Raw genomic sequence first — 12,766 nt, 5'->3', positions numbered from 1 at the left:
CTCCTCAGCGCATCTCGCGGCGCGCATTGCGCACGTTCCAGACAAGGATCGGCGTCACCAGCAGCATGATCACCATGGCCGCCGCCGACCCCACGCCCCAGTCATTGGCGCGGAACATCTTGTCGTACATGTAGTTGGCCAGAACCTGCGTCTCCCACTGGCCGTTGGTCATGGCAAAGACGATGTCAAAGACCTTGAGCACAGTGATGGTGATCGTGGTCCAGACCACCAGAATGGTGTTTTTGATCTGCGGCACCTTAATGCGGAAGAAGATCTGAAACGGGTTGGCCCCATCCACAATCGCAGCCTCGACCGTTTCTTCGGGAATACCGCGCAAGGCCGCCGATAGGATCACCATGGCAAAGCCGGTCTGGATCCAGATCAGCACCACCATCAGGAAGAAGTTGTTCCAGAACGGCAGGGTCAGCCAGGTCTGCGGGCCATCACCCGACATCCAGACATAGATCGCGTTCAGCACCCCAATCTGATCCGCGCCTTCGGGACGGGCGTCATAGACCAGCTTCCAGATCACTGAGGCGCCAACAAAAGAGATCGCCATCGGCATAAAGATCAGCGACTTGGCGATGTTGCCCCAGGCAATCCGGTCGGTCAGCTGCGCCACCAGAAGGCCCAGCGCGGTGGACGCCGCAGGCACCACAATCAGCCACAGCAGGTTGTTGCGCATGGCCTCCCAGAATTTGGCTTCGCTCAGCATCTGGGAATAGTTGTCAAACCCCGCCCAGACATAGCCGCCGCCCTGCACCCGGTCCATCAGCGACAGACGCAGGGTCTCGATCACCGGATAGGCAAGATACAGGCCAAGGGCAGCCATCGCAGGCAGCAGGAACAGCCAAGGGCGGATCAGATTGGCGCGGTTGATATTGCGCCCGGCATTGGGACCGCGCGCGGGCAACACCGCATCAAGGATCAGGTTTGAGAGGAAGAAATATCCAATACAGCCTGCCACCCCGGTTACGATGGTGATCAAGCCTAGGATGACCGGATTCATGGGAAACTCCTAGTCGCGTGAAAGGCCCCGCCCTCTGTGGCAGGGCCTTTGCTTAGCGTGGTTTGGCCAGGGGCTGGCCGTTACTTGATGGCGTCCCAGCTGGACTGGATTTCAGCGGCCACTTCGGCGGCAGGTTTGCCACCGGTATAGTCGACCATGCCGGTCCAGAAGGTGCCCGCACCCACGGCGCCCGGCATCAGATCCGAACCGTCAAAGCGGAATGTGGTCGCGCCCAGAAGGATCTCGCCCAGACCGCGCAGGGTGTCGTCCTTGTACGCTTCCATGTTGACGCCATTGTGCGGGGTCAAGAAACCGGTCTGCGCCATCATCACCTCGTGGGCGATGGGCTGCTGGAAGAACTCCATCAACGCGGTGGTGCCCTCAGAGGCCTCGGTGATCGCCATCAGCGTACCACCACCCAGAACCGGGTTGCCCAGATCCTTGTCGGCGAAGCTCGGCAGGTAGAAGAAATCGGTGTCGACACCAAATTCCAGGTCCTCGGGGAAGAAGGCCGGCACAAAAGACGCCTGACGGTGCATGTAGCACTGCGGCGGCGCGGTGAACAAACCTTTGGGGCTGTCGCGGAAGTCGGTCGAGGCGACAGCGCCTGCCCCCCCTGCGACTTTGGCATCATCCAGCGCGAACCAGCCAAATTCGTCAATCGCAGCAAGGACGCGTGGATCGTCAAACGGGATCTCGTTCTTGGTCCACTGGTCATAAACCTCGGGCGTCTGCGTGCGCAGCATCATGTCTTCGACCCAGTCGGTCGCAGGCCAGCCCGTTGCGGCACCCGATCCCAGACCAATGCACCACGGCACCTCACCATCAGCAACGATCTGATCGGTCAGCGCCTTCAGCTCTTCCATGGAGCCCGGCACGTCATAGCCTGCGTCTTCAAAGTTTTCGGGGCTGTACCAGACCAGCGACTTCACGTTCACATTGAAGAAGAAGCCGTACATCTGCGGCGCGCCGTTTGCGTCGGTGAAGGTGCCCAGATCGACCCAGGACTGACCCGCAGCATAGTTGTCGCGCACCCAGTCGCCCATATTGCCGGGCATCGGCGACAGCTGGCCATTGCTGGCCATCAGCGCCGCCAGACCCGGCTGCGGGAAGACGGCGATATTGGGGGCGGCACCCGCTTCAGCGTCGATCAGGATCTGCTGCTCAAAACTGTCAGAGCCGGTGTAGATCACATCCGCACCTGTCGCGGCCTCAAAATACGCCAGCGCGTTTTCAAAGAAGCCCCACTCCGGCTGCATCCAGGGGCCTGCGACCGTCACGGTCTGCCCGGACAGATCCGGCGCAGTCGCAGCCCAGGCCGCATAGCCATCCCAGTCAAAAGGACCCTCACCCGGTTTGAACGTCAGGTGGTCATCCGCAAAAGCGGCGCCGGCACAAATGGCAACAGCAGCCGCGCTCATCATGAGCGTCGATTTCATTGTTTCCTCCCTAAGGTCGGGCCCGTGGGCCACGCAGCTCCGTCTCGCTTCTCGAAGTTTTTCAAAGCGCTTTGGATAACAACAATCAATCCGACTTCCCCAAGGAGAGTCAATGGAAATCCACCAAAGTACTTTTAACTATTGTTTTTAAACATTAAATTTTCGGGATCAGAAAAACCGTTGACTTGATGCTGCTTCCCCCTCAAACAATTTACATCTCAAACTTCCAAAACGCTTTGGGACTTTGGCAGCCCAAAAGACGCCCCACAGGACACCATGAACCTCAAAGAACTCTCTGAATTGCTTGGCCTTTCTCAAACCACGGTGAGCCGTGCGCTGAACGGCTACCCAGAGGTGAGCGAAAAGACCCGGATTCGCGTTGTTGAGGCCGCCCGAGAGCACAACTACAGCCCCAACAGCCGCGCCACCGGGCTGGCCACCGGCCGGGCAATGGTCATTGGCCACGTGATCCCGCTGTCCGCGCGCCACGAGATCGTGAACCCGGTTTTTGGCGATTTTGTCGCGGGCGCGCTGCAGACCTATTCGCAGAACAACTATGATATGATGTTTGCCCATGCGGTCGATGGCGGTGAGGCCGAGATCTATAAATCCCTTTATAATCGGCGGGTTGTGGATGGTGTGGTCCTGCAGGGCCCCAAGGTGGTTGAACCCCGGATCAAAGCGTTACGTGACCTTGGCATTCCCTTTGTGGTGCATGGCCGCTCCAGCGCAGAACACGGCCCCTACCCCTGGGTGGACGTGGACAACACCCGATCCTTCCGGCGCGCAACCGAATTCCTGATCGACCTCGGCCACCGCCGGATCGCCTTGATCAATGGTCTGGAGGACATGGATTTCGCCATGCGCCGGCGCAAAGGTTACGAAGACGCCATGGCAGCGGCCAATTTGCCGCTCAACCCGGACCTGATGTTCACCGAGGAAATGACCGAGGTCGCAGGTCACCACGCCGCGCGCGATATGCTTCGGATGGAGACACCGCCCACGGCCTTCATGGTGTCGTCCATGATCTCTGCCATTGGTGTGCGCCGCGCGATCGAGGAAGCAGGGCTGAAAATGGCCCGCGATGTTTCGGTCATCGCCCATGACGATGACCTGTCGTATCTGAAAAACGGTCAGGATGTGCCAATCTTTACGGCCACGCGGTCCTCTGTGCGACATGCCGGAGAGATCGCGGCGCAGATCCTGATCGACCGTATCAACAATCCCCAGCTTGCCCCCCAGACACGTATGCTCGAAGCCGAGATCGTTGTGGGCCGCTCCACAGGACCAGGACCCGAAAGATGAACTTCAAACGCTCCGATTTTCCGTCAGATTTTGAATTTGGCGTGGCGACCTCGGCCTATCAGATCGAAGGTCACCAGTTTGGCGGAGCGGGGCGGACCCATTGGGACACATTCGCCGCCACGCCCGGCAATGTGGTGCGCGCGGAACACGGCGGCATTGCCTGTGATCACTACCACCGCTTTGAGGCAGATCTGGACCTTGTCGCCCATGCCGGGCTCGACTGTTACCGGTTTTCGACCAGCTGGGCGCGGGTCTTGCCGGACGGGCGCGGGACCATCAACCAAGAGGGTCTGGATTTCTACGACCGCCTGACAGACGCAATGCTGGCGCGGGGCATCAAACCCTGCGTGACGCTCTACCATTGGGAAATGCCTGCCGCGCTCGCGGATCTGGGCGGTTGGCGCAACCGCGATGTCGCCAAGTGGTTTGCCGATTTTGCCGAAATTATTATGGGCCGCATTGGCGATCGGATGCATTCGATTGCCACCATCAATGAACCCTGGTGTGTCAGCTGGCTGAGCCATTTTGTCGGCGCGCATGCCCCGGGCCTACGCGACATCCGCGCGGCAGCCCGTGCCATGCATCACGTGTTGCTGGCCCATGGCACCGCGACTCAGGCCATGCGGGCCATGGGATTGGGAAACCTTGGCGCTGTGTTCAATCTGGAATGGGCCACCCCAGCCGATGACAGCGACGCGGCCCGGCAGGCGGCTGCCGTACAAGACGCTATTTACAATCGCTTTTTTATGGGCGGCGTGTTCGACAAAGCCTATCCTGCGCTCGCTTTGGAAGGGTTGGAACCGCATTTGCCAAAGGGCTGGCAGGATGACTTTGAGTGCATCGGTGCCCCGGTCGATTGGTGCGGGATCAATTATTACACCCGGTCACTGCTGGCACAGGCCGAGGGCCCATGGCCGCACAGCCAACTGGTGCCCGGCCCGTTGCCCAAGACACAGATGGGCTGGGAGATTTACCCGCAGGGTCTTTATGATCTGCTGGTGCGGGCGGCCCGGGATTACACGGGCGATCTGCCGCTATTTGTGACCGAAAACGGCATGGCCAATGCCGACATCGCTCAAGCAGGTGCCGTACAGGATGACATTCGTATCGACTACATCAACCAGCATATCGCAGCCGTTCAGCGCGCGATTGCAGATGGCGCCCCGGTCCAAGGGTATTTTTTGTGGTCGCTGCTGGACAATTACGAATGGTCCCTTGGGTATGAGAAACGCTTTGGCCTTGTGCATGTGGATTTTGAAACCTTGGAACGGGTTCCCAAAGCCTCTTTCAAGGCGCTACGTCAGGCCTTGCGCAGGTAGCCCGAGACGTCATGAGCGAACGGCCTTGGCTTGCAGCGCCTGCGTTTCGTGCCATTGATCCATCCAAGCCCCGAACGCGTCCACCTCCATCGGGCGCGCATAGGCATAGCCTTGGAAGTACCGGCACCCCAGCGACAGCAGCAGGGATTTGTCTGTCTCTGTCTCGACCCCTTCGGTGAGGCATTCAATATCAAGCTTGGCGCATAGATCAATCAACGCGCCAAGCAGCTGTTCCTGTTCGGGATTTTCGGACGCGCCTGTCACAAAGGAGCGATCGACCTTCACACGGTCAACCTTGAGCTTGCGCAGGGTGCTGATAGAGGCATGCCCGGTGCCAAAATCATCCAACTCCACCCGGAAGCCGTGTTTCTGCATGGACATCAGGTTTGCAAAGGCCCCGTCGTTTTCGTCGCCGAACAAAACGGTTTCCAGAACCTCGATTGCAATATCGCTGGGATGAAGACCCGCCTCTTCCACATGCAGGTGCAGGGCTTCCATAATGTCAGGATTGCGCAATTGCCGCGCGGTGAAATTCAGACTGACAACGGGCACATCCCAGCCCGACTCTCTCCAGGTCTTCAGCGCCAAGATCGACGCATTTATAACCACCTCGGTGAGCAGATCCCCCAAGCCGTTTTCATGCGCCAGATCAAGAAACTGCGCCGGAGACAACACGCCACGTTCAGGATGCAGCCATCGCACCAAAGCCTCCGCGCCCACGATTTTATTGGTGATCCCATCGACCTGCGGCTGGAAGAATGGCCGGACTTGACCGTTCACCAGTGCCAAACGCAGATCCTTGAGCAGACGCTTGCGATCCGCGTATTCGCTACCGGTTTGCTCGGTGAAAACACGCTGACAGCCGCGCCCGGCGCCTTTGGCCAGGTAGAGGGCGATATCGGCGTTGGACATCACCTCTTCGGGATCGGCGGCGGTGTTTGAAAACGCGATGCCTATGCTGGCCCCCACCCGCAGGCTTTCGCCCGAAAATTCAAAGGGCTGCGACACCTCCTCGATCACACGCTCAGCCAGCGCTTCCACATCAGCCTGTTCCGAGGTATCGCGCAGCACCAGTACAAATTCATCGCCCCCCACCCGTGCGGCCAGATCCGTTTTGCGGATATTGCGCGACAACACTTTGCCAACGCGCGCCAGAACCGCATCCCCGGCTGCGTGACCCTGCGTATCGTTGACTTCTTTGAAACGGTCCAGATCCAGATGCATGACCGCAAAAATAGCGCCCTGATCCGTTTCCGGATCCATCAGCCAGGTCAGGAAACTGGTGAGTTTTGTGCGATTGGCTAGCCCCGTAAGCGCATCATTCAAGGCCATGTATTCAATACGTTCTTTGGCCTCGGTCAAACTGAGAAGGTTTTGCGAAAACGCCATGACCCCGCGCGAGATTTCGCCCAGCTCGTCCCGGCGTTCTGCGTGATCGGGACGGGTGTCAAAGCGGCCCTCTCGGATGCGTTCCATGGCCACTGCAAGGCTGCGCATGGCATTGGCCAGCCAGAAACTGCGGCGCAGGGCAAAGCCGCCAACACTGGCCAGAAGAACCACCATCATAACCGCCGCGACGGTCAGGTTCGACACCAGCCCAGCCCGCGATCGCGTGCCAAAAGCCGCCGCGTCCGCCAAGGCCCGTTCGTGCATCATCGCGACTTCGGCCTGCACTGTTTGCGCAAGAATGTCCAAATGGGGCCTGCTGGGAACAAATTGGCTGGGCACAATCCCCAGAGCTTTCTCCAGCGCCTGTGTCCAGGTTGAAAAAGCCCGGCGCAGGCGGCCAATCTCGGCCGGGTCCGCCGCCTCGCTGGTGACAGAGGTCAAGTCGCTTATGCGGTGTCCAATCCGCTCCACATAGGTCGAAAATTCAGAGTTGATCCGATGCGGCGCAATCACCTGATTGAACGCCAGCACCTCATCCCCAAATGCCTGTAACGCCGTTAAATCGGCGCGAATGGCTTCAAACACTTTGGTTTCGAAATACACCTCATCATAGCGGCTCAGGACCTTCTGGTTGGCATTGAGCGACGACAGCGAAATCCATGCAACGGTCAACAGACCGACGCAGATCAGCGCAATACTGGGCTGGAGTATCTTGGAACGAATGGACATGGCGCGCCTCATTTCACCGGCAGCGAGGGCTGTGACACATGGGCGTCATAGGCCGTCAGGGTCTTAAGAAAGGCGATCAGCTCCATCTCCGCCATCAGCGGGATTCGCACCGGCGCAATATCCACCTGTCGCCCAAGGTCCGACGCGCCACCATTGCGGTAGTGGTGCAGCACGCCCACCAGATCGCTCTGGCTGCCGTTGTGCATATAGGGTGCGCGCAGGGCGATATTGCGCAGGCCAGGGGTCTTGAAGGCCCGCCGCCCGGCTGGTTCGCTGTCATCCACCCCAGCCCGGCCAGGGTCATTCGTGTCAAGGCCGATGTCATAAAACCTATGGTCGGTGAACGCCCAGCCAGCGTGACAGGCCGCACAGCCGCCCTCTCCGATAAAAAACTCAAAGCCTCGCTTTGCCGCGGCCGAGATTGCGTCTTCATCACCCGCAACCCAGTCGTCAAACGGGGACCACCCTGACCGCAGGGTCCTGACATAGGTCGCAAGCGAGGCAACCACATTCTCAGCAACCAGACCTTCGCCGGGAAAGGCTGTGCGAAAGGCTTTTCTATATTTGGGAATGCGCAGCAGCCGGTCAATCACCTGCTCCATCGTCGCGTTCATCTCATCGGGATGAACAATCGGGCTCAGCACTTGCTGTTCAATCGAGGTCTGGCGGCCATCCCATGTCAGGCGCGGCGCTTCGGCCAGATTTTCCACTGTTGGCACATGACGCTGCAACTCAACCGCCAGGGAGCCAAGTGCGCGCGGCACAGGAACTTCCCAGCCGAAGGACGGGTTATGGCAGGATGCACAGCTCAGGTTTTGCGCCCCAGACAGGCGCGGATCAAAGAACAACAGCTTCCCAAGCGCAGCCGCCTGCGGGGAATAGGGCGCGCCTTCTGGAAACGGAATGACCGTTGGCCGGCGGAAACCATCACGGACATCGCCCTCCACAGCCGCCAAAGCCCCTGCTGCCACGGTCAAAAGCGCGGCAAAAGCCAACATTGCTCTACTCATCACACGCATAAGCACCTCGGAAACATCGGGCTTATTCTGCGTGCAAATCTCAAACAAACCGAAAACGCGCCGACTTATGGCGTCAAAACACCACAAGTAACGAATAAAACCGCGCAGACCAGCGCCCCCGTCGCCCCCCCTCGCCCTATGTGGCGCTTCCGCAGCTTCGCTTCCGGTTGCCACCGCCAGGTCGGGACGATGCTCCCCCTCTCCACCAGATGCGGGTCGATTAAAGGCGGCACAAAAGCGCCGCCAGCATCTGCCCGCAGTGTAAAAACAGTCCGTCCCCCGAGGTAGCGGGGATCCCGGCAACGCCCCGCTCCGTCCCTGCGTGTTTAGTGACCGGGGTTTTCCGGTTCGGTTTGATCGGCACTGCGATCAAAGGCCTGTGCGTAGCGCTCCAGCAGGTCCGAGCTTCCGTGCAGAACACGCCATTGACGCATGCCATTGCGCCACCCGGCCCGGCCTTCGCGTGTGGCAGGCTCCGCCGCGAGATCCACGGGTGTCTCGGCCTTCAGCAGCTCCCAGACTGACAGCTTGCCTCCGAGATAGGCGTCCGCCCCCCAGGTGGCGAGAAGCTCTTGGAAGGCGTCAAAGGCCGCTTTGTCAAACGCTCTGTCTGCGCCCATACGCGTCATGACCGGATTCTCGGGGTGCACGCCGCAGCAAGGCACCCAGCCTTCGGGGATTGGCGTATTTGCCGAATGGGTCCGATCTGCGCGCAGAAGTTTCGGCAGAACATGTGTGTGCGGCCCTTCGGGAGATGTGCCGCCGGTGTCCGGTCCACCGATCATCTGATAGACCTCGACCCGCCCCAGTCGCGTCAGGGCAATCCGATGCGGGTGGGCTTTCAGTATCGCGCCCATAGCTGGGTTTTCCGGGTCAAACAGCGACTTGCCCTCGTTGGCACAGAGAATCTCCAAAAGCACTGGATCCTGAGTGCGGATGCAGAAATCGACCTGATACTGCCCCAGCCCCATATCGAACACTTCAGCCCCCCGATCCTGATCGCGCAGGGCTGCATGATCGGGGCCAAGGCAGGTCAAAACCCGCCGCTGGTTCATCGCGGCCCTGTCGCGCGGCAAGCACAGAGACACCGCCTGCGTCCAGCGGTGCGGGCGCGGGCTGAGGGTCTCGTAGGCCACGGGGCGCACGCCGTCGAGCGTGTCAATCCGCACGCCCCCCCGGTCGGTGACCTGCAGAAGGCGCGAGTGTTCCTGCGGGGCCGGGTCGCCCACCACATGGTGGAATTCAGCGATGGCGCCAAAGGATCCCATGGTCCAACCGCAGGCTTCTTGGGTGAGGGCTGCCTTCAGCACCTGATCAAGTTTCGGCATGGTCTGCCTTTCTGTGTCTGTGTAAATTCGATTGTTTCCAAATATCTGCACCCTGCCGCACCGCGTCATAGGTGGCTTTGCCAACCGCTTCGCCGACGGCCGTGTGCAGCCCGGCATAAGCGAGATCCCCCGGCGGGGCTGCCACGGCAAGACAATCTGTTCCGGTCCCGGTTGCGGCTCCAACGGGCAGATCAAACCCCGCATCCATCACGGCCACCGTGCGTGCCTGAACCGCAATGCTCAGCATCTCAATCAGCGCGGGTTGCGACACACCTTCGGACAAGGCCACGGCCACATTGATCGTTCCCCAATGCCGGTCGCTATAGTCCATGCGGGAGCCAATGCGTTCGGCGTTGGACAGGCCCACCGTGGCCAAAACATGCGCTGTTATCCCATCGACCGTCGCCTGGGCTTCGTGGTGGTGGCGCACATCCCGCGAGGTCAGAAAAGCCACTGCATCCTGCGCCTTTTGTGTCGCCAGTTCAGCGTTCAACCAGTCTGTCACATCCAAATCTGGGGTAAGATCCGCATTACGCACTTCGCGCCACAGGATGCGGTCTGTCGTGACAAAGCCGGGCCGGTTGATCGCCCAGCTGAGGACGTGCATCTCTTGGCCGAGATCAAACTCGATCCAGGGGCGTTGCAGGGTGACACGGGGCATCACAGCACCTCCAGGGGTTGGAACACCGGCCCTGCGGCGGTGTGTTCGTGCCAGACCGAAATGCCAAAGGCGCGCGCCATCAGATCCGGGGTAAGCACCGCATCTGGAGGCCCATCGGCAAGTACACCCCCATCCGCCAAGAGGATCAGCCGGGTACAATGCCGGGCCGCAAGGCCAAGGTCATGCAGCGACACAAAAGCGGATCTGCCTTCACGCGCAAGCGCTGCGAACATCTGCATGGTGCCAATCTGATGCGCTGGATCAAGCCCCGCGGCCGGTTCATCCGCCATCAAAAATGGCGTGTCCTGCGCCAAGGCGCGCGCAATCAGCGCGCGCGCCTGCTCTCCTCCCGACAACCGCGAAGCGGCCCGGCTGCGAAGCGCCCCCAAGTCCATTCGCGCAAGCGCGCGCTCTACGATCTCCTGATCTTTGGGCGGCAGGCGACCTCCGCCCGGCAAATGCGGAATGCGCCCAAGCGCCACCAGCCGTTCAACCGGCACAGGCCAGGCTATTTCCCGAGATTGCGGCATCCAGGCAACCGCGCGCGCCCGGTCGGCAGCTGTCAAATTCGCCAGCGAACTTTGTCCCTGTGCCTCCATCAGGCCGAGCGCAGCCCGCATCAAACTCGTTTTGCCAGCGCCATTGGGGCCCAGCAGGCCGACAAATTCGCCGGGGTTTATCTCAAACGACACATCACGCAGAACGGGGCGATTGCGCCGAACGACACATAGGTTTGCAACGCGCAAAACGCTCATCCCTGCCCCTTTCGCGTCTTATAGATCAAATGCAGAAACAACGGCGCACCGACCAACGCAGTGACCACGCCCAATTTCAGATCGCGGGTGGGAAGAATAACGCGGACCGCAATATCGGCCAGCTGCAACATCACCGCCCCGCCCAGCGCAGAGACCCACAATAGTCGCGAGGGCTGCCCGTGCACAAAGGGGCGCAGAATATGCGGCACCACAAGGCCGATAAAGCCAATAGCCCCTGCAATGGCAGTTGCGCCGCCAACCACAGACGCCGTTCCAAACACCAGCATCAACCGCAGACGGTTCAGGTTCACCCCCATTGATTGGGCAGCATCCTCGCCCAGCGTCAACGCATCCAGCCCGCGCCCCAGCCGCAGCAGAATGACCGCGCCAACAGCCACAAAAGGCAAAACCAGCCAGACATGCAACATGGACCGGTCCGCCAAAGACCCCATCATCCAAAAGACAATCTCATTGGCGGCAAACGGGTTTGGCGACAGGTTCAGCACCAAGGACGTCAGCGCCCCTGCCATGGCCGATATTGCAATTCCCGCCAGGATCAGCGTGATCGAACCTCCCTGCGGCCCCGCCAGCAGCAGAACAAGCCCCACCCCGATCAAAGCGCCCGCAAGGGCCGCAATCGGCAAGCCCAAGGCCATACCTGTGGCAAGGCCTGTGTTGATCGCAAAGACCGCGCCAAGCGCCGCGGAGGACGACACGCCGATCAGCCCCGGCTCGGCCAAGGGATTGCGCAAATACCCCTGCATGGCCGCCCCGGCCAGCCCTAACCCCGCACCGATCAAAACAGCTAATACACTGCGCGGCAGACGGATTTCGCGCATCACCAATGACAGCGGACCGTAGTCATCCGAAAACAGCGCTGCCAGACTGTCTCCTGCGGAAACCTCCGCCGGGCCAAGAGTGAGCGACAACAAGAAAAGCACCGGTACCACGAGGCTGAGGCCCGTCATGAGCTTTGTCATTGGATACCCTCCGACAGGGCCTGCGCCCCGATGTGCAGATGTTGCAGCTTGGCAATCGCCCGCAGAATATGGGGCGTGCCGCAGACCCAGTCCGCATCTCGCATTTCTCCGGTGTTTTGACGCGCCGTGAGATCACGCACGATGGGATGCGCCAAAATCTCTTCGCTGCGTGACGCGCGCGCATAGGGACGAGAGGAAATCACCACATCCGGGTCGGCCATCGCCAGCAGCTCCAGCGGTAAGACACCGGAATGGCTGTATCCCAGCTCCGCGGCAATATTGGCAAAGCCCGCCGCTTCCAGGATTTGCCCCGCCAGAGAATTCTGCCCCGACGTATAACCATTCGCAGAATACAGTGCCGCGCGCCGCCGCGTCGGCTGCGTGGCAAGCGACGCCATCCGGGTCTCGAATTCGGCCACAAGAGCACGGGCCGCCTGTTGGCGCCCCAGCGCCTCGCCCATTTGAAGAATGCGCGCGGGCACGTCATCCAGCGCATAACCCGGTTCAAAAACCACCACGGGCACCCCAAGTCGGCGCAGCATATCCGTCGTGGCCCGTGTGGAAAACGATCCCGCGATCACAAGGTCCGGCTTCAGAAGATAGATCTCCTCGGCGCGGCCATGGTTGATTGGGTAAGCCATGGCGTCATCCGCCATGGCCGAGGCACGCCTGTCGCGCGCAATATAGGACACCGATGCCAACTGCCCCGGCGCAGCCAGCATCATCGCCAGCTGGTCGGTGCAGAGGTTCATCGAGACCACGCGTGTTGGCCCGGCTTGCCCCGAGGTTGCGCCCAACAGGGCCGCGAAAAGGATACAGCGCCAGACCCGCAT

At 60.4% G+C, this 12,766-nt stretch carries 11 protein-coding genes; 2 read left to right on the top strand and 9 right to left on the bottom strand.

Annotation, left to right across the window (positions count from 1 at the left end):
* Window positions 1-4: 4 nt before the first annotated feature.
* On the bottom strand, window positions 5-1,009 hold the full coding sequence (locus TRM7557_RS13655) for a carbohydrate ABC transporter permease (RefSeq protein WP_058290785.1): 1,005 nt from the start codon (window positions 1,007-1,009) through the stop codon (window positions 5-7).
* Between the two features lie 80 nt (window positions 1,010-1,089).
* The gene (locus TRM7557_RS13650; protein WP_058290784.1) at window positions 1,090-2,448 is read right to left on the bottom strand and encodes an ABC transporter substrate-binding protein; all 1,359 of its coding nucleotides are present in this window, start codon (window positions 2,446-2,448) and stop codon (window positions 1,090-1,092) included.
* 276 nt (window positions 2,449-2,724) lie between these two features.
* On the opposite strand from TRM7557_RS13650, the gene TRM7557_RS13645 reads away from it, so the two are divergent.
* Together TRM7557_RS13645 and TRM7557_RS13640 are read left to right on the top strand one after the other, a co-directional pair.
* Complete coding sequence (locus TRM7557_RS13645; protein WP_058290783.1) at window positions 2,725-3,753, top strand: LacI family DNA-binding transcriptional regulator; 1,029 nt, start codon at window positions 2,725-2,727, stop codon at window positions 3,751-3,753.
* Window positions 3,750-5,072 carry a GH1 family beta-glucosidase gene (locus TRM7557_RS13640; protein WP_058290782.1) on the top strand — a complete coding sequence of 441 codons (1,323 nt, stop codon included), beginning with the start codon at window positions 3,750-3,752 and terminating at the stop codon, window positions 5,070-5,072. The genes TRM7557_RS13645 and TRM7557_RS13640 overlap by 4 nt, the downstream gene beginning before the upstream one ends.
* A 9-nt stretch (window positions 5,073-5,081) precedes the next feature.
* On the opposite strand, the gene TRM7557_RS13635 is transcribed toward TRM7557_RS13640, so the two are convergent.
* From TRM7557_RS13635 to TRM7557_RS13605, 7 genes are all read right to left on the bottom strand, one after another.
* On the bottom strand, window positions 5,082-7,190 hold the full coding sequence (locus TRM7557_RS13635) for a putative bifunctional diguanylate cyclase/phosphodiesterase (protein ID WP_058290781.1): 2,109 nt from the start codon (window positions 7,188-7,190) through the stop codon (window positions 5,082-5,084).
* An 8-nt stretch (window positions 7,191-7,198) separates the two neighbouring features.
* Entirely contained in the window at window positions 7,199-8,200 is a 1,002-nt protein-coding gene (locus tag TRM7557_RS13630; protein WP_074941910.1) for a cytochrome-c peroxidase, read from the bottom strand.
* 335 nt (window positions 8,201-8,535) lie between these two features.
* On the bottom strand, window positions 8,536-9,537 hold the full coding sequence (locus tag TRM7557_RS13625; protein ID WP_058290780.1) for a DUF6925 family protein: 1,002 nt from the start codon (window positions 9,535-9,537) through the stop codon (window positions 8,536-8,538).
* Window positions 9,524-10,198: an adenosylcobinamide amidohydrolase gene (locus TRM7557_RS13620; protein ID WP_058290779.1), complete on the bottom strand. Its 675-nt coding sequence runs from the start codon at window positions 10,196-10,198 to the stop codon at window positions 9,524-9,526. The genes TRM7557_RS13625 and TRM7557_RS13620 overlap by 14 nt, the downstream gene beginning before the upstream one ends.
* Window positions 10,198-10,953: an ABC transporter ATP-binding protein gene (locus TRM7557_RS13615; RefSeq protein WP_058290778.1), complete on the bottom strand. Its 756-nt coding sequence runs from the start codon at window positions 10,951-10,953 to the stop codon at window positions 10,198-10,200. Before TRM7557_RS13615 ends, TRM7557_RS13620 begins: the two co-directional genes overlap by 1 nt.
* The gene (locus TRM7557_RS13610; RefSeq protein WP_058290777.1) at window positions 10,950-11,933 is read right to left on the bottom strand and encodes a FecCD family ABC transporter permease; all 984 of its coding nucleotides are present in this window, start codon (window positions 11,931-11,933) and stop codon (window positions 10,950-10,952) included. Before TRM7557_RS13610 ends, TRM7557_RS13615 begins: the two co-directional genes overlap by 4 nt.
* Window positions 11,930-12,766: an ABC transporter substrate-binding protein gene (locus TRM7557_RS13605; RefSeq protein WP_058290776.1), complete on the bottom strand. Its 837-nt coding sequence runs from the start codon at window positions 12,764-12,766 to the stop codon at window positions 11,930-11,932. The genes TRM7557_RS13610 and TRM7557_RS13605 overlap by 4 nt, the downstream gene beginning before the upstream one ends.

The organism is Tritonibacter multivorans (assembly GCF_001458415.1).
Taxonomy (GTDB): domain Bacteria; phylum Pseudomonadota; class Alphaproteobacteria; order Rhodobacterales; family Rhodobacteraceae; genus Epibacterium; species Epibacterium multivorans.
The sequence above is the reverse complement of the archived record's forward strand: the minus strand, read 5'-3'. Positions and strand labels throughout refer to the sequence as shown.